Source organism: Lacimicrobium sp. SS2-24 (assembly GCF_002201535.1).
Classification (GTDB): Bacteria; Pseudomonadota; Gammaproteobacteria; order Enterobacterales; family Alteromonadaceae; genus Lacimicrobium.
Genome location: NZ_NIWW01000001.1, coordinates 613,146 through 631,870 on the forward strand (window position 1 = coordinate 613,146; position 18,725 = coordinate 631,870).

The following is an 18,725-nucleotide window of genomic DNA, read 5'->3' on the forward strand; positions in this document are numbered from 1 at the left end:
CACTTTAGTTTCAGAAAAGGGAATGTCCGCTGTTTTTTTAATGGTTGAGTACTTTTGCAGGCTCAATACGGGCAGCTTTAAATGCCGGATACAGGGTGGCAAGCACGCTCAGCGACAGTGCGATAACCGCGGTAATAATGACTTCGGAGCTATTCACCTGAGAAGGCAGAAAATCGATAAAGTAGATGTCACCGGACAATAACTGCATGCCAATGATCTGCTCCAGCCACAAGGCAATTTCAGAAAGGTAGACCGATACGACCACGCCACTGGCAATACCCACCGCCGTGCCGATGATGCCATTAAAAATACCCTGCAACATAAAGCTCTGGACAATCAGACCGTCCCTTGCGCCCAACGTTTTAAGCATGGCAATCTCATGCCTTTTGTCGTTCACCGCCATCACCAGTGTGGATACGATATTAAAACAGGCCACGGCAATCAGCAGCGTTAATGCCAGATACACTACAGCCCGCACCAGTTGAATGTCTTTGTAGAGGTGCCCCTGGGTGCGCGTCCAGTCTGAAATATACACATGTTGATCAAAGGCAAACCCCAGCTCTTGCATCAGCGCCGGCGCATCGAAAGGATCATCGAAGCCAAACTCGAGTCCCTGTGCACCGGATTTAACGCCAAGAATATCTGACGCCTGCTGTAAATGGATCATGGCCATATGATTATCCAGCTCGCCACCAATCCGCACACTACCGGCCACCTCAAACCAGACCGACCTGGGCGGTTTAAAGCCTCCTTGCAGACTTTGCTGGGGCATCAGCAACTGCACCTTTGAGCCGGGCGAGACCTCAAGTTTTTCCATGACCCCCTGCCCCAGCAATATGCTGTTTTGTGCAGACACAAATTGTTGCCATTGCATCTCCGTCGTCATACCTTGCAGGCGCGACTCGGCTAATGTCCGGGCCTGAATACCGGTGACTTCAACGGCTTTCATTTTATTACCGGTCTGAATCATGGCCATCATCTTGGTAACAGGCGCAAGGTAAGCGATACGAGGGTCTTGTTGTAGAGCCTGTTGGTGCTGTTGCCACTGGCGCATCCCATCTGCCGAAACAGCGATCAGTTCGCCATGAGGAATAACACCAAGAAGTCGCTCTTTTAATTCTTTTTCAAAGCCATTCATGACAGATAACAGCAAAATCATCACAAAACAGCCAAGTGCGATACCCACAGTTGATGACGCGGATATGAAGGAGGCAAAGCCATTCTGGCCTTTACCCTGACGAAATCGCCAGGCCAGTTGTACTGATAACATGCTCATGAGGAAATCAGCTTCCCCTCATGCAACGTCAGCGCACGGTCGAGTCGCTCAGCCAAATGTAAATCATGGGTGACCACGATAAAACTGGTTCCCAGATCCCGCGTCAGGCCCCGCAGTAATTCGTACACTCCCTCTGCTGTCTTATTATCCAGATTTCCGGTGGGCTCATCAGCAAGTACCAGTGCAGGAGCGTTAACCAGTGCCCGGGCAATAGCGACCCGTTGTCGCTCTCCCCCTGAAAGCTGAGCGGGGCGATGTGAGCCGCGATGTGCCAGTCCCACCTTATCCAGCATGCTGGCAGCCTGCTCGGCTGCCTGTGCGGCAGAGGTACGGGAAATCAACAATGGCATGGCTACATTTTCCAGCGCCGTAAACTCTGGCAGCAAATGATGAAACTGATAAATAAAGCCGAGACTGCGATTTCTGAACTGCGCTTGCTGACGGGTGTTAAAACGGTAGATATCCTGGCCCTTGAACAGTACGTTTCCTGAACTGGGTGTATCCAGCGCGCCTAACAGATGTAGCAGGGTACTTTTACCGGAGCCGGAGCTGCCGACCACGGCAAGTTGTTCACCCCGTGCCAGGGAGAAACTGATATTGTTCAACACCTCTACTGCAACCGGACCTTCATCGTAATGCTTGCACAGTTGTACGCACTCTAATAATTTTTCTTCAGACATGTTTTTCCCTATTCTGCACGCAGCGCATCGGCCGGCTGAACGGCAATCGCACGCATCGCCGGATACAAGGTGGCAACCACGCAGAGCGCCAGAGACAGCAAGACCATTGCGCTGACCTGAGGCCACTGCAAATCGACAGGCAGGCCGGCTCCCGGGCCGGGCATAACCTGAACGCCCGCCAGCCCCAGCAAGTTATTCAGTTGCCAGGTTAACAATGACCCCAATAGCAGTCCCATCAGCGTGCCTTTGACCCCGTTATATAATCCGTTGAGCATAAAAATACTCATCAGCGCCCCTGTAGTCATGCCCTGAGTGCGCAAGATGGCGATATCACCGTGTTTTTCGGTCACCACCATGACCAGGGACGAGACAATGTTGAAAGCGGCCACGGCGATGATCAGCATCAACATCAAAGACATCATGTTTTTCTCCATTTTCACCGCATCAAACAAGGGGCCCTGGCGTTCACGCCAGTTTTCGCTGCTCAGTCCTTTTTCATCTAATACCGCTTTGACCTGAGTCCAGGCGAAGGGATCGTCCAGATACAATCGGGTTTGCGCCCTATCTTGCGTGGCACTGCGTAATAGTCTGGCTCCATCATCAAGGTGGATCCACACCACTTTGTCGTCCAGCTCAGAGCCCACATCAAATAAACCGGTTACCGTAAACTGACGCTGACTCGGCATACGCCCAAAGGGAGTAAAAACACTGGCATCGGCGGACATCAGTCTGACCGAATCCCCTATTCCCAGAGACAACGCCAGCGCCAGAGGCCGCCCAATTATCATACCGTACTGTCCCGACACCAAATCCTGCGGCGCACCGGCGACCATGTTACTAAGAATGATATCATCCTCCGGCAGTTCCGCCGGGTTAACGGCCTGCACCTTTACCCCGCGCAACCCCACGGGAGATTGCAACAGTCCCTCAGATTCAATCAATAATGAGGCCGCTCGGACTTCAGGAAGATTTAGCAGCGAGGCCTGCGCGGCGCTGTCAATGTGGCGCGTGTCGACAACAAAGTGTGGTGTAATACCCAGAATGCGCGTCTTCAGATCCGCTTCAAAGCCGTTCATCACCGACGATGTAGTAATCAGTGCCGCCAGGCCAAGCGCTATGCCTGCCACCGAAAACAGATTGATAAAAGCAATAAAAGGATTGCCTTTGCTGGCTCTGGCATAACGTAAGCCAATGAATGCGGAAACGGGGTAATACACGATATTAATTAGGGCCAGAATGGAGCCTGACAGAGGCTGGATATTTATTGTTGGCCGATAATAGGTGTAAGCTAGGGCACAATCAAGGCCCGCATCTCATTGGAGTTCCCATGGAAAAGCTGACGCTGGAGCAGAAACAGCAGCAATTTGATGATTTTTTCCGGATTAAGCATCCTATTCAGGCGAGCATGCGTGAACTGGGCGAAGACTTCGTACTGCCGGAACCCGAAAAGCTCAATGATGCGATGCCCTACGCTTTTCGCATAGCCAGTGAAATGTCAGCACTGGAAACCGCAGCACTGAGACCGCTGCGTAATCTCGGCGAGCATGCGGCAGAACTGGTGAGCTTCCTGAATCATCAATCCCGCAAAATTGATTTAATGATGTCCTATGTGTTGCAGCAGCAAATGGCAGAAGAGCACCAGTATCGCACGGCGGCATTTGGCGGAGGCGGATTGATCCTGATCAGCGATAAACCGGTACCCCTGCAGCAACAATGTGAATTGCGTCTGTTTCTGGAAGAAGAAGCCTGCGGGGTTTTCTGCTACGGGGAAGTTATCGCTTGCGAGAAAATCGAAGATCAGTACCATATCTCGCTGTTTTTCAGCCGCATCAGAGAAGAGGATCAGGAATTGCTGGTAAGGGCAAGCCTGCACCTGCAGACCCAACAGTTGAAAAAACGCAAACAGGCACATCAAAACAATTAACCGGTCACGGTGACCACCCGGTTGAACACGACTAAAGCCAAGGGACAATGACCTGAGCACTATGAGCAGTATTTTTACTCCTGACCTGCCCTCAAAATCGGGCGATATCCTCCACTGGGGCAATCTTCACGGCAGCAGCCTGGCCCTGGCGATCACCAATGCCGCTGAACAGCTGAAAGGCTCGGTGTTGTTGATCACGGCCGACACGCCCTCCGCCCTGAAACTGGCTCGTGAACTACAAAGTTTTGGCAGCGATATTCAGGTCAAAGTCTTTCCGGACTGGGAGACCCTGCCCTACGACACTTTTTCGCCTCATCAGGACATTATTTCCCAGCGCCTGGAAACGCTGTTTCATCTGACACAACCTCAACCCTGCATTTATGTAGTACCGGTTAATACCTTGCTACAGCGCCTGGCGCCTGTAGACTACCTGGCCAAATACCTGTTACTGCTTGAACAGGGACAGCACCTGGACCTGGATAAATTCCGTGTGGGACTGGAACGGGCTGGTTATACCGCCGTAAGCCAGGTTATGAGCCATGGCGAATTCTGTGTTCGCGGCAGCATTATCGATCTCTTTCCAATGGGCAGCAAAACACCCTACCGTATCGATCTGTTTGACGATGAAATTGACAGCATCCGGGTCTTCGACCCGGACTCGCAGCGCTCTGAAGACACCGTGTCGCAGATACGCATGTTGCCGGCCCACGAGTTTCCCACCGATAAACAGGCCATCGATCAGTTCCGCTCTCAGTTTATGCAGCGGTTTGATGCCAGTAATGCCCGGGAGTCTGTCTATCATCAGGTCAGTAAAGGAATTATGCCCCCCGGCATAGAGTACTACCTGCCGCTTTTTTTTGAGCATACCGCCACCCTTTTTGACTACCTGCACCCGGACAGCCTGGTGCTGATGCACGGGGATCTGGTCAATGCGGCAGAATTTTACTGGGCTGATGTGCAGGAGCGTTACGAACAGCACAAGTACAATCCGCTCAGGCCTTTGCTGGCGCCGGCGGAAATTTTCCTGCGCGTGGAAGAACTGTTCGCGCAGATCAAACAGTGGCCACGCGTCAGCGTCAGTCACCAGAGCCTGGAAGAAAAAGCAGGACGCAGTAATTTCAATACCGCGGCACTGCCGCAAATCGCCGTAAAACCACAGCTCAAAAGCCCCATGGCGTCCTTGCAAACACAATTGCAGGCGTGGCAGCAGCAAGGGGTGAAAGTGCTGTTCAGCGTCGAGTCTCAGGGACGCCGGGAAAGCCTGCTGGATATGCTCAAAAAGATTCAGGTGAGCCCCAAATCGGTGATGGATTTAAACGCCTTCCTCGGTGGTCATCAGCCACTGGGGATCATGGTCAGCGATCTCGAACACAGTTTTGTGCTCGAAGAGAGTGATGCCCGCCTGGCCCTGATCACAGAAAGCGAATTACTCGGCCATAAGATCAGTCAGCGGCGACTGCGTAAAAAGCAGCAGGCAACAGATGAAGCGGCGGTGATTCGCAATCTGGCCGAGCTAAGCATAGGCCAGCCCGTGGTGCACCTGGAGCATGGCGTGGGGCGCTACCTGGGACTACAGACACTGGATGCAGGCGGGGTCGCTACGGAGTATCTGACCATTGAGTACGCGAATCAGGCCAAGCTGTATGTGCCGGTTTCCTCTTTGCATCTTATCAGTCGTTATAGCGGCGGCGATCTGGACACGGCCCCCTTACACCATCTGGGTACCGAGGCCTGGAGCAAAGCGCGGAAAAAAGCTGCCGAAAAAGTACGCGATGTGGCCGCTCAATTACTGGATGTCTATGCCAGACGGGCAGCCAAACCCGGGTTTGCTATCAAAATAAACTGGGATGAATACGAAAGTTTCGCCAACAGTTTTCCCTTTGAAGAAACCGCCGACCAACAACAGGCCATCAATGCGGTAATTCAGGACATGGGCAGTCCCACGGCCATGGACAGACTGGTCTGTGGTGATGTGGGCTTCGGTAAGACAGAGGTCGCAATGCGTGCTGCCTTTTTGGCAGCAAACAGTGGGAAACAGGTGGCGATTCTTGTCCCCACGACCCTGCTGGCTCAGCAACACTACGAAAATTTTAAAGACCGCTTTGCCGACTGGCCTTTTCGTATCGAAGTGGTCTCCCGCTTTGGCAGCGGTAAGGCTCATAAAGAGGTTATTCAGGGCCTTAATGATGGCAAAGTGGATATCGTGGTGGGTACCCACAAGCTGTTACAGGACGACGTGAAATTTGCCGACCTGGGCCTGGTGATCATCGATGAAGAACACCGCTTTGGCGTGCGTCAGAAAGAAAAATTCAAGGCCCTGCGCGCAGATGTGGATATTCTCACCCTCACCGCCACCCCGATTCCGCGCACCCTGAACATGGCACTTTCAGGCATGCGTGATTTGTCGATTATTGCCACAGCACCGGCCAAACGACTGGCGATTAAAACCTTTGTGCGACAGCGAGATAAACAACTCATCCGTGAGGCCATCATGCGCGAGATCCTGCGTGGCGGGCAGGTGTACTTCTTACACAATGAAGTGGAAACCATCGAAAAAACCGCGGCGGAGATCGAGGAAATTGTTCCTGAAGCAAGAGTCGGCATTGGCCACGGTCAAATGCGCGAGCGCGATCTTGAAAGAGTGATGTCTGATTTCTACCATCAGCGCTTTAACGTGCTGGTGTGCAGCACCATCATTGAAACCGGTATCGATATTCCCTCGGCCAACACCATTATCATGGACAGGGCCGATCATCTGGGACTGGCACAGTTACATCAACTAAGAGGGCGCGTGGGACGCTCACACCATCAGGCCTATGCCTACTTGCTGACCCCTCATCCCAAGCGGATGACCAAAGATGCCCAAAAGCGCCTGGAGGCCATTGCCTCACTGGAAGACCTTGGTGCAGGCTTTGCGCTGGCCACCCATGATCTGGAGATACGCGGAGCCGGTGAGCTTCTGGGCGATGATCAGTCCGGACAAATCGCCACAGTGGGCTTCTCATTGTATATGGATATGCTGGATAAGGCGGTAGAGGCATTAAAACAAGGTAAGGAGCCCGCTCTGAGTGAGGCGCTGTCGTCTCATACTGATATTGAGCTGAGAATTCCGGCACTGCTGCCTGAAGATTACATCAGTGATGTCAACATTCGCTTATCCTTATATAAGAAGATCGCCAACTGTAAAAACAGTGATGAGCTGGATGACATGAGAGTGGAACTGATCGATCGCTTTGGCCTGTTGCCCCAAGCCGCTAAAAACCTGATGGCCCTGGCTGACATGAAGCTGGACGCCAAACGACTTGGCATCAGCAAAATAGAGGCCAGCCATCAGGGTGGCTTTGTGGAGTTTGATCAACAGACCCCCATTGATCCTGGCTTTATCATTGAACTGTTGCAATCCCAGCCAGCCATATATCGGCTCGACGGCCCACAGAAGCTCAGGTTTAATATCGCAACCGAAGAGCATCAGCAGCGTGTTACACTGGTGCAGGATATGCTTAACCAATTTAAACGGAAATTACAGGCGGCCTGATGAAGCAGTTGTTAATGAAGCCAGTATGGTGGTTAGCGTTCTCCCTCAGCTTTAGTCATCTTGCACAGGCAAATGACTGGTGGTTCGATGTGGAGGTAGTGTTATACAAACAGGACCAGTCGCTGGAAACCTTATCCGAACACTTTGAGCAGCCGGCTGGTATCGACATTAGTGGCAGCACGGATCTGCTGAGTACTTATCTGCGCCCGGACATCCGCAGCTTACGTGATAACCTGCAATTATGTGATTCACCACCACACGCGCCGCCAACACCAGTTCGATTTGAGCTGCCTCAGACTGAACTGGAACCGCTTTTAAAGCAGATTGAGACAGTGCAACAGCAACGCATGGCTCGCCAGTCACTCAGAACGGCGGTCAATACCAATAGCGCGAAAATTGTCGGCAGACTTCCCGGTGCGCAAGATTCACAGACCCAGCCGCTTTCTGTAGGTCCGCATTTTCAGCCCTCCCGATGGATGCGTGCAGATTGTGTATTTAGCGTCGAACAACGGTATTTAGCCGATATCCCCTCCCCCCCTGAGCGGCAACAACCTCTGCTCAAGGTGGTGCCTCAGATCATTGATGAAATTGAACGACGTTTTGCCAATCAGCCCTACCTGTTGCCTGCCAGTGAGTTTACGTTGCGCGATATTGCCCGCGATCTTCATCGACAACGGGGAATCCGGCCATTGCTCCATTTAGCCTGGCGCCAGCCCGTATTATTCGGGCGCAATCAGGCAGAAAAATTCCGCCTGTTTGCTGGCAAAAACTTCGCCATGGCCTACGACAGTCTTGGCTATCCCCTTGAAGAAGAGACTGCGTCAACTTTGATAGAGGACAGCGCGTCATCACCCGATACCGGACTAATCCAAAAGGTGGAAGCGGCCTTGAGCCAGCCCCTGATTCTGACCCAGCAGGACGCCGAGCTCCCTTCCATGGGCGAGCAAACCGATGCACTCTGGGAGCTTGACGGCTGGTTCCGGGTCTACCTGCAATACATTAATCGTGTGCCCTATCTGCACATTGATTCAGAGTTAGTTTACCGGGCTGAGGGGCCTCTGGGGCTGATGGATGTGAGCGACAGCGCGATGGATGGCGACAGCATAAATATTCAGAAGCAAAGCACCGTGGCCATGGCACCCCAGTACCATTTATACACGCTGCCCTTTGCCCAACTCAGGCGGGTGATCAGCACCCAGATTCATTATTTTGACCATCCCATGTTTGGCATGGTGGTGCAGATCCGTCGCTACCATAAACCCGATCCGGACACAGAGGACGCGCTAGCAGAATGAAAATTTACACCAAAGGCGGCGATCAGGGCACCACTCATATCTATGCAGATAAGCCGGAAAAGCTCGACAAGCACGATATTGTGCTGGAAACCTATGGCAGTCTGGATGAACTCAATGCCCAGCTTGGCCTGCTGGCTAGCCAGGTCGCCGAAACCGAAAAAAAGCAGATTCAAGGGGTGCAACGCCAGCTATTTCAGATAGGTTTTGCCCTTTCTGCCAGCGCCAAACTGACGGAAAACGACATCCTGTCTTTGGAGCAGCAAATTGATATCTGGCAGGCGCAGCTTGCTCCGCAAACCCATTTTATCCTGCCTGGCGGCAGCACAGACGCGGCCCAGTGTCATATATGCAGAACCATTGCCCGGCGCGCCGAAAGACATCTGGTGGCGATGAGTAAAACCCGTGATGTCCCCGCAATCTGTCTGAAATACCTTAATCGCCTGTCAGACTGGTTGTTTGTGTTGGCGCGCTGGCTCAATAAACTGGCCGGTGTACCGGAACTGGCGGTGTGAAGCAAACAGGCTAAGACTCGCCCGCCAGTCGGGCTTTAATGACCTTCTGCAAGCCCTGGTATAACAGTCCGGCGTAGAGCTTTCTGAATAACACGATACCACCCAGTATCCCCGCCAGCATGCTGATAATGCGAACAGAATACATAGGGACAATCAATGGCGGTAACAACGCAATCAGGGCTGACACCAGCAAGGTGATTATTAAGCAGCCGATCATCTTAATGTTCATGCCCGGTTGGCGAAAGGTTTCGTAGCGGGCTTCTTCAAGCAGGATATACTGACGGGTGTCTGACATCCCTTTTAGTTCCGGAAAATAATTCAGGTAGTTATGTTCCATAAATCCTCCTTGATAGAGTGTGGCCGGTGTTAAGCACAGGCAGAGAGACTGCGCTATGGTAACCGGAGCAACAGCGAACTCAGATCTGACGATTGATAACCTGTGATCGCCACATATACCTATAGCAGTTGCACAGAGTTGATCAACACGGCTTAGCGCTTTTAGCGTATCCAGCCCCGATGCACTTTTCTGAACAGCTCTGTATCGGCACGTTCAAGCCATTCAAAAGCCATCATTTCCTGATTGATTAAAATAGCACCGGCCTGTTGCATCCTTATTAGTGCCTGATCTTTGTGCTGAGGTTGCCGTGAGCCTACCGCGTCGCTCAGTACATAAACCTCATATCCGGCAGCAATAAGATCCAGTACGGTTTGCAATACACATACATGGGCCTCGGTTCCCATGACCACAATCTGGCCTCGCTGCGAGAGGCTCAATTGTTTTACAAAAGCGGGCTCCTGCCAGGCACTGAAGGTTAATTTCTGAATTACAGCCTGCTCGTCCACAAGGGAGATCAATCTGGCTGCTGTAGGACCTATTCCCTGAGGGTACTGCTCGGTGACCAGGTGAGGCACCCCGACTTCTGAGGCGACTTGCAATGCCCATTCTGCCGCGCGGGTCAGCGCTTCGGCATTATCAATGACGGGCAGTAATTTCTCTTGCATATCAATCAGTAACAGCAGGCTTTTGGCTTTATCCAGTATCATCAGACCCCTTTTTGCTTTAGCTCGTTGAGTGCACTCGTCGCGCTATCTTATAACAGCAATAGTGGGGCAAGAAGCTGAAAACTTTGTTACGCTGAATACAGTATCTGAATCTGTTAAGGTCGCTTTTTTGCCGTTAAGCCATGCTCCCCCTATCCGCACTGCCGTCATCGGATTTGGCCTTTCTGCGCGGACCTTTCACCTGCCGTTTATTCGGGCATTAGCATCGTTTAACCTGGTGGCACTGTGCACTTCACAGCAAGCTCTGGCTGCACAGCATTATCCTCATGTACGCTGCTTCGAAGACCCTGAGCGCATGATTGAAGAATCCGGAGCAGAGCTAGTGGTGATCACAACTCCCAATCACCTGCATTTTCCCCAGGCCAGGCATGCGCTGCAACAAGGGCTGCACGTGCTGATTGAAAAGCCTATGGTCATCGATACCGAACAGGGCAATGAACTGATAGCACTGGCTAAGCAGCATAAACGGGTATTGGCCCCCTATCATAACCGCCGCTGGGACAGTGATTTTCTGACCGTTAAGCGCTTGCTGAAAGAACAAACACTGGGGGAGATTAAAGTGTTTGAGTCGAGTTTCAATCGCTTCAGACCAACACCACGTAAGCGCTGGCGAGAACAGAATATTCCCGGTGCCGGTATACTCTATGATCTGGGCCCCCATTTAATTGACCAGGCCCTGATGCTGTTTGGTGAGCCTCAGGCTGTCAGTGCGCGTATCGACCGGTTAAGACCTGGCGCCGAAGCGGATGATTATTTTCACCTGCAACTGCATTACCCGGGACTTGAGGTTATCCTGCACAGCGACCCCTATAGCTGCGGTCCTAACCCGCGCTTTCGCATTAAAGGCAGCGCCGGCACCTTTATTAAAGAGGGCCTGGAACCTCAGGAACCACGCCTGCGAGACGGTATTCAGCCCGATACGCCAGACTGGGCCGCAGAGTCACCACAAGACTACGGCACCTTGTACGGCGCCGACAACAGACAGACCTTGGTGAGTGAATGCGGTGGCTATCAGCACTTTTATCATAACCTTGCCGATGCCATTCGCCTGCAAAGACCGCTCTGTGTTACTGCTGACGAAGCATTGTGTGGTATAAAACTCATTCAGCAAGCCTACGCCAGGCCCAGGTAATGATGAGGTATCTTTACGACGTGTTTTTAGGTATTCGCCTGTTTAGCTCTGCTTTGATTGGGCTGAGCTCCCTGTTGCTTTTGACCTTTTTCAATCAGGCCATGGCTGAGGAATTCGTTCAGCCAGATGTGCAGCTGCACTTTAAACGCTTTTCCCTGGATCAGGGCTTACCCTCTGCCTATATCAATAGCCTCACACAGACAGACGATGGCTATATCTGGATTGGTTCCCGCTCTGGTCTGAGCCGCTTTGACGGTTACACCTTTGTGAATTACAAACTGACCAGTGAACTGGAGCACGCTGGTATCAGCAACGACGTGATCGAAGTTGTCGCCACCAGCAATACCCAACTGTGGGTTGGCACGGATAATGGTCTGTATCGCTTTGATGTGAGAGAAGAGCGTTTTATACCGATTCCCTTTGATGATAATGAGCGCCACACCATACTCAGTATTAACGTGTACAGCGACAACCAACTTTGGGTCGGCACAGATCGGGGCTTGTATGTGGTTGATAGCCAGTCCATTTCACCTACTGCAGCAGCGATTAGCGCCTTGCAGGCCAGTGTGAAATTCGTTATTCCTCATCAGAACAAACTCTGGATAGGCACCAAATCCGGACTTTACGTGATGCCGTTGCAAGGTGAAACTGCCCTGACCAAGGGGCCTGTGCGCAAAATTCCGTTAGTGGAGGACTCAAATTTCGATGTCCGAAACGCGCGCTTATTTGACGCGCTGCTGGATGATAACCAGCTTTATCTTGCCACCGATGGTGACGGCTTGCTGGTGGTGGATACCGCCACCGAAACCATCACGTCACAATATCTCAGTGACCAGCCCTTTATCCAATCCAACAGTATCTGGTCTGTCAAAAAGCAGGGGGACTGGTTGTGGCTGGGCTATTTTTATGACGGCCTGAGTGCCTGGCAGCCTCATTTATCACAACATTTTCACAGCGCCTATGACGCGCAAATCACCTACTCCATTCCTTTTAACAATATCAGTGAACTGCTGTTTGACCGTCAGGGGCTATTGTGGGTCGCCACCACAAACGGCCTGGCGGTAGGTGATGTCAGCAATCGTCATGTCCTGCATCTTGGTGAGTACCAGGGTATTACCAATAAACACCTTTGGTCTACTCTGTTTAGCAAAGACGGTCTGTGGTTTGGCAGTGAGAGCGGTCTCAACTATTACGATCGAAAAGAAAAAAGACTCATTACTTATCCACCCAGTCGTCAAAAAGAACAGTTACCCAAAAGCATTATTTGGTCCATTGCAGATGCCGGCAGTGAGCTGATACTGGGCTCAAATCGAGGCTTACTGCGTTTTAATAAGAAAAGCCGTCGTGTGACACCAGTGCCTCCACCGAATCCATCGTTGCAGGATGCTCCGATATACAGCTTAAAAGCCATGGGAGTGAATCTACTGGTAGCCTTTGACAACGGTGATTTGGCCAGCTGGGATAGTAAAGAGCGACGCTACACTCACTACCTTAAAGATGCCGCAGCAGACTACATCACGACAATGGTTGACTCTGAGCAGGGGTATATTGCCGGAAGTCGCAGTGGCCTCTATCAAATCAATCACATGCTGAACAAATCCAGTCCTATTGTGCTGGTCAACACCGAGTTGGCCATCGATAAGCTGCACATCACCAGCCTGGTACAACATCAGCAAGTCATCTGGGTTGCCACCATGAATCAGGGTGTGCTGGCCATTACCTTCAAGGATAATAGCTGGCACCTCGTCTACCATCTCACTGAAAAAAACGGGCTACAGGAAAATCAAGTCCGCTCTTTGGCCCTGAGTCAGCACAACGCCCTGTGGATTGCCGGTACTACGCAAATCATGCAGTTGGATCTCAACACATTGAAAGTAATCCATTTTAGTCACCTGACGCACTGGCTGAATATGGAGTACCACGCCAACACCGTTGCGGTGAGTGAGGATGGTGCCATCGCCTTTGGCGGCAATCAGGGCCTGTTGATGTTTAACCCCAACGATCTGCAAGCGAGCGCATTGACCCCCACGCTCAACCTGGCTGCCTATCAGGTCATGGACACCACTTACCATCAGCACACTGACACACTCACGCTGTTGCCGGGGGAAAACTATGTCGCCTTTACTCTGGCAGCCCTGAATTACTTGTCGCCACAGTCGATGCACTATCAATATCGGCTGCCGCCTTTAAACACGACCTGGCAGAACATGTCCTCACGGCAACTGAGTCTCAGTCAGCTGCCTTATGGGACCTACCAGCTTGAGGTACGAGCGACCCATAACGCCTCAGAGTGGCAGGCACCACCGCTGACGCTGAATATTGAGGTGCAAGCGCCCTGGTGGTGGTCTGCAATGGCCCAGATAGTCTACCTGATTGTCGCCGTGGCAGTGCTTTTATGGTTGCTCTATTATGTGCACCGGCGCTTGCTGTCTCTGCGCTTTTTTGCCCGTCACGACAGTCTTACCGGGCTGCCAAACCGTCTTTACTTTGAGCAGGAGTTGCGTCAGCGTATCGCCCAGGCAAAACGCCAACAGACCTCTTTAGCGTTGGTGTACATTGATTTGAATGGGTTTAAACAAACCAACGATGAGTACGGCCATCAGGCCGGCGATCTGATCCTGACCCATTTCAGTAAAACGGTGCAGCAGGCCATTCGTCAAGCTGACTTTTTCAGCCGTTTAGGTGGTGACGAGTTTGTGTTGATGCTCGATCAGATTGACAGGCGTCAGACGATTATTCAGTTAATTGAAAGAATCCATACCCTTCTGGAAAAAGGCGTCAAATGGCAGGGTCACAGTTTAGATATTAAAGCCAGTTTTGGGATTGCCACCTACAACCCGGCCAACCCCGTTGAAAATGACGAACTCATTCGCAGGGCTGACAAGGCCATGTATGAATGTAAACAGAAAGGTCTGGCCTACTGCTTTTATTCCAAGCAGGACTAGCACGGTTCTAGACCATTACGGTTTCGTCTGTTGAAACCCCAAAGTTCCGCTCAGGCCAGCCTCTTAAACAGAGGTGGGCCTGCGCATGTCAGCGTTAGTGGTCGATGGCCTCAGCTGCTTCCATTTCCCGCTCCAGTCGCTGGCTTTCATCTGCTCTGGGTTTGGTAAATCTGGCCAGTGCCAGGTACAACACCGGTGTCAGATACAAGGTGAACACCACCGCCAACCCCAGACCACCGAAGACCACCCAGCCAATGGCATTGCGTGACTCTGCACCGGCACCTGTAGAGAGAATGAGGGGTAACCCCCCTAAAATGGTGGAAACCAGTGTCATCGCGATGGGTCGAAGGCGTATATTGGCAGCTTTTTCAACCGCATCTCTGACTGCCAGCCCCTTGTCCCTGAGTTGATCGGCAAACTCTACCAACAAAATAGAATTTTTTGCCAATAACCCAATCAGCATTACCAGACCGATCTGAGAATAGATATTGATGGACGTATTGGTCAAAAACAGTGCGTATAGGGCAGCAGCAATACCAAACGGCACCGTCAGCATGACCACCACTGCACTGTTAACACTTTCAAACTGTGCGGCCAGCACCAATAGTACAATGACAAAGGCCAATACATAAGTCAGGGTCACTTCACGGGCGGTCTCTTCATAGGTCAGCGCTTCTCCTTTAAAGACCATATTTACGCCATCAGGCAGGTGCTGTTGAGCCAGTGCTCTGAGAGACACCACCGCCTCCTCAATGGGAAAGTCTCCGGGTAGTTCCATGTCCATTTCTATAGCGCGGCGCTGTGCATAACGTTCCAGTTCTGCGGCGACCCCTTCCTCAGAAATCGTCGCCAGACTCGACAACGGAACCAGATTACCGAATGCGGATTTCACATACAGATTGGCCAGATCGCTGGGGTCATTGATGATCAGGTTTTGTGCCTGCAACATAATGGGCACAGACTGATCGCCCACATTTAAATCCGCAACATCATCACCGTTGATGGCCACCCGCAGCGTACTGGCGATATCAGACAGGGCTACACCCAACTCTTCGGCGCGACGCCGATCAATGTTAACCCTGAGTTGTGGCTGAGTCGGCTGATAAGAGATATCTACCCTGCCAAGCTGTGGCAGGCTGCGTTCTATTTCCTTACTGAAATCCAGCGCCGCCGCGTAAATCTGTGCATAGGTATTGCCGGTCAATGCCAACTCCAGCCCACCGCCCTGGCCCCGTAAATTTAGACTGTTAGACCCACCGGCTCTGGCGGGTGCACCGGGTATGGCCGCCAGGGGACCCCGGATTTCATTGATAATCTGCTGTTGCGAGCGCTCCCGCTCTGCCCAGTCGGTAAGAGGAACAGTAATAAAAACGATATTAGGATCCCATTGCCCGACCCGAGTATAGATTGAATCGATTTCCCCCTGACTCACGTAGGGCAGTAAGATCTCTTCCATTTTACGGGCCTGGCGGTCCATAAAGTTCAGCCCAACCCCATCCGGACCTCTGGCAAAAATACGAATGCTGCCCCTGTCTTCAGTGGGCAATAGTTCGTTCTCAAGTTGCAGGTATACGCCAGCTGCACCGCCTGCTGCCAGTACACAAAACAAAAAGGTCAGTTTGGCATGATCGAGTGCCCAATGCAGAGAGCGCGAATACGCCGACAGCAGCTTATTACCAAAGGCTGCGAACAGGTGGCCCTGATCTTTTTTCACCGGTAGTCGCGCGGTCAGCGCTGGCACCAGCGACAAGGCCACAAAAGAAGAGATGATCACGCCTCCTGCCAGCACGCCACCGAACTCTCGAAATAATCGCCCTGCCGTTGATGGTAAAAAGGCAATTGGAATGAATACCGCTGCCAGCACTGCAGTGGTGGCAACCACAGCAAAGAACACTTCCCGGGTGCCGATGACGGCGGCGGCTCGGGCGCCGAGACCCATGGCTCTGCGCCGCTGAATATTCTCAGACACCACAATGGCATCATCTACAATTAGGCCGGTTGCCAGCACCAGTGCCAGTAAGGTCAGAATATTGATGGAAAAGCCCATGGCCCAGATAATGGCCAGCGCACCGACGAGGGAAACAGGAATCGACAACGCCGGTACAATAGTGGCTCGCCAGGAACCAATGAACACCCAAAGCGTGGCAATAACCAGCAAGATGGTGAGCCCAAGTGACGTCATCACTTCAGTCACAGAGCCGCGAATAAATTCCGCGTCATCAGAAGTCACCTGTAAATGAATGTCGGGAAAGCGTTGCTGCAACTGCTTCACCATTGCCAACACTTCATCGGAAATCTCAATGGTATTGGAGCGGGCCTGTCGGATGACACCAATGGACAACACCGGTTTACCGTTAAGCCGGACCATAGAGCGGGCATCAGCAGGACCAAAATACACATCCGCCACATCGCCGATGCGGGTATCGCCACTGATGATAATATTCTCTACCTGCTCAGCGGTGACTGAGGTGGCGTCGGCGCGCACAATCAGTTGCTGATCGGTAGATTTCAGGCTTCCCGCCGGTACATCAAAGGGGGCCTGTGCCAGTGCGTCGGCCACATCGGTCACGGCCAGGTTAAAACTGGTTAAGCGCAAGGGATCCAGTCGTACGCGCAGCACCCGCTGGCGATCACCATTGAGTCGCACATCGGCCACACCGGGTATACTCAGAAATTGCGGTGCCAGATCCGTCTCAACCCGTTCCGTTAAGGTTTCCAGATCCAGCGTTTCACTGGATACCGCCAGGCTCACCACCGACTGCGCATCGTTATCCGCCTTGATGATAGCCAGTTGCTCCACGTCATCGGGCAACCGCCGCTGCACCCGGCTGACCGACTCGCGGGTTTCATTGGCCGCGTTATCCAGATCGATACCGGGACGAAACTCCACCACAATTCTTGAACTGTTCTCTTCACTCTGGGCACGGATGGATTTTACGCCACTGACCCTGGCAACAGCGCCTTCAAGGTGGCTGGTCACTTCGGTGTCGACGGTCTCCGGTGACGCACCAGGAAAACTGGCCGTAACCGTAATAATAGGTCGATCCACATCGGGTAATTCGCGCACCTCAACACCATTAATTGCGGCAAATCCGGCAATGATAATAAGCAGATTTAAGACAACAATTAAAACAGGACGACGGATAGCCAAAGACGGCAGATCACTGGTTTGCAGGTACTGTTTAAGGCTCATCGTGATTTACACCTTGGCTGCGAAAACGACGGGCTGGTTTTCACGCAGACTCTGCACGCCTTCTACAATCAACAGATCATCAGCACTGATATCAGCCGCCACCAGAATGTAGCCTTTAAAGCGCTGCTTAATCTGTACATCTATCCGTTTAGCTTTCTCGTTCTCAACGATCCAGATGTAGGCACCGGTTTCTCCCCAAAGCAGAGCACTCTCGGGTACCACCGCGTAGCGATCTCCCTGAATCAGCAAATTAACCCGAAAACTCATGCCTGGGCGATAACGATCTTCACCGTTATCGATTAATGCGCGTACTCTTACCGTGCGGGTTTGTGGGTCAATACGCGAGTCAATCTGTGACAGCGCAGCAGGAATCGTCTGAGACGGATTATTCCAGGGGCGCAGGGTCAGCGAACTGTCTGCCTGGAGCATATTCAGGGCATCTTCCGGGGCCTGGAAATGCACAAACAGCTCCTTACGACTGTCGATACTGGCAATGGCTGTTTGCAAATTGATTCTGTCACCCACCTCTATGTCAGTCAGCCCCATCACACCATCAAAGGGCGCCCTCACTTGCCTATCCTCCAGTTCCACTCTGGCCTCACTGAGCGCCACTTCAGCGATATCCCTTGTGGTGATGGCGTCATCCAGCTGGTTTTGCGCAATCGCCCCTTGCTTGCGGCTTTCTTGTAATCGTTTAACGGTGCGCTCGGCGTCGGCCAATACAATCTGTGCCCGCTGCACGGCAACACGTTGGCGGCGGGAGTCCAGCTCCAGTAAAACTTTGCCTTGTTTGACCCAGTCACCGGGGCGAAAATGTACCGCGGTAACCCGGTCTGTGACTGCTGGATACAGCACCACTGACTTGGTGGCCTCTGCGGTACCTACCGCATCAACCCGACTGCTCTGTCGCTCAAATTTAACCGGCTCCACAACTACCTTGACCGGCCGGGCTTCCCGGGACTGCGCCATAGCAGATGCAGCGAATACCGAGTAAACACAACCAAACAAAATCAGTGATGGCAGCGACAGCTTCATTCAAGCTCCTTATATAATGGATAATGTCAGGGAAAGGGTACGCACTATGGCACCCTGATGATCAGTTTCTTCGCTAATATACGACCAACAACGCGTGAGACTGGATGACCTGCCTGAAAGACCCGCTATAGGCTGC

General features: G+C 52.2%; 13 protein-coding genes. 6 read left to right on the plus strand and 7 right to left on the minus strand.

The annotated features are described in order from the left end of the window. Nucleotides 1–37: 37 nt before the first annotated feature. The 3 genes from CCY32_RS02745 to CCY32_RS02755 are packed head-to-tail and all read right to left on the minus strand — an operon-like array spanning nt 38 to nt 3,173. Nucleotides 38–1,276, minus strand: coding sequence for a lipoprotein-releasing ABC transporter permease subunit (locus tag CCY32_RS02745; RefSeq protein WP_246840505.1), 1,239 nt, complete (start codon nt 1,274–1,276; stop codon nt 38–40). Continuing rightward, nucleotides 1,273–1,956, minus strand: coding sequence for a lipoprotein-releasing ABC transporter ATP-binding protein LolD (gene lolD, locus CCY32_RS02750; RefSeq protein ID WP_088329019.1), 684 nt, complete (start codon nt 1,954–1,956; stop codon nt 1,273–1,275). Before lolD ends, CCY32_RS02745 begins: the two co-directional genes overlap by 4 nt. A gap of 8 nt (nt 1,957–1,964) precedes the next feature. Then, on the minus strand, nt 1,965–3,173 hold the full coding sequence (locus tag CCY32_RS02755) for a lipoprotein-releasing ABC transporter permease subunit (RefSeq protein WP_088329020.1): 1,209 nt from the start codon (nt 3,171–3,173) through the stop codon (nt 1,965–1,967). Between the two features lie 110 nt (nt 3,174–3,283). Between CCY32_RS02755 and CCY32_RS02760 the strand changes: the two genes are divergently transcribed. The 4 genes from CCY32_RS02760 (at nt 3,284) to CCY32_RS02775 (ending at nt 9,222) form a co-directional block, all read left to right on the plus strand. After that, entirely contained in the window at nt 3,284–3,880 is a 597-nt protein-coding gene (locus CCY32_RS02760; RefSeq protein WP_088329021.1) for a PilZ domain-containing protein, read from the plus strand. A gap of 61 nt (nt 3,881–3,941) precedes the next feature. Next, nucleotides 3,942–7,415, plus strand: coding sequence for a transcription-repair coupling factor (mfd, locus tag CCY32_RS02765; protein WP_088329022.1), 3,474 nt, complete (start codon nt 3,942–3,944; stop codon nt 7,413–7,415). Then, complete coding sequence (locus CCY32_RS02770) at nt 7,415–8,710, plus strand: CsiV family protein (protein ID WP_088329023.1); 1,296 nt, start codon at nt 7,415–7,417, stop codon at nt 8,708–8,710. Before mfd ends, CCY32_RS02770 begins: the two co-directional genes overlap by 1 nt. Next, on the plus strand, nt 8,707–9,222 hold the full coding sequence (locus CCY32_RS02775; RefSeq protein ID WP_088329024.1) for a cob(I)yrinic acid a,c-diamide adenosyltransferase: 516 nt from the start codon (nt 8,707–8,709) through the stop codon (nt 9,220–9,222). Before CCY32_RS02770 ends, CCY32_RS02775 begins: the two co-directional genes overlap by 4 nt. 10 nt (nt 9,223–9,232) lie before the next feature. Here the strand turns inward: CCY32_RS02775 and CCY32_RS02780 are convergent, their stop codons facing one another. Together CCY32_RS02780 and CCY32_RS02785 are read right to left on the minus strand one after the other, a co-directional pair. Beyond that, on the minus strand, nt 9,233–9,559 hold the full coding sequence (locus CCY32_RS02780) for a hypothetical protein (protein ID WP_088329025.1): 327 nt from the start codon (nt 9,557–9,559) through the stop codon (nt 9,233–9,235). A 161-nt stretch (nt 9,560–9,720) separates the two neighbouring features. Continuing rightward, nucleotides 9,721–10,266 (minus strand): isochorismatase family protein, encoded by a 546-nt coding sequence (locus tag CCY32_RS02785; protein ID WP_088329026.1) that lies wholly within the window; start codon nt 10,264–10,266, stop codon nt 9,721–9,723. Between the two features lie 61 nt (nt 10,267–10,327). On the opposite strand from CCY32_RS02785, the gene CCY32_RS02790 reads away from it, so the two are divergent. Beyond that, a complete protein-coding gene (locus CCY32_RS02790; RefSeq protein WP_246840506.1) occupies nt 10,328–11,416 on the plus strand; it encodes a Gfo/Idh/MocA family oxidoreductase in 1,089 nt (362 codons plus the stop codon). After that, nucleotides 11,416–14,361 carry a ligand-binding sensor domain-containing diguanylate cyclase gene (locus CCY32_RS02795; protein ID WP_088329027.1) on the plus strand — a complete coding sequence of 982 codons (2,946 nt, stop codon included), beginning with the start codon at nt 11,416–11,418 and terminating at the stop codon, nt 14,359–14,361. The genes CCY32_RS02790 and CCY32_RS02795 overlap by 1 nt, the downstream gene beginning before the upstream one ends. 94 nt (nt 14,362–14,455) lie before the next feature. Here CCY32_RS02795 and CCY32_RS02800 read toward each other — a convergent pair whose 3' ends face one another. Beyond that, nucleotides 14,456–17,554: an efflux RND transporter permease subunit gene (locus CCY32_RS02800; RefSeq protein WP_088329028.1), complete on the minus strand. Its 3,099-nt coding sequence runs from the start codon at nt 17,552–17,554 to the stop codon at nt 14,456–14,458. Nucleotides 17,555–17,560: 6 nt separating this feature from the next. After that, a complete protein-coding gene (locus tag CCY32_RS02805) occupies nt 17,561–18,589 on the minus strand; it encodes an efflux RND transporter periplasmic adaptor subunit (RefSeq protein ID WP_088329029.1) in 1,029 nt (342 codons plus the stop codon). Nucleotides 18,590–18,725: the final 136 nt, after the last annotated feature.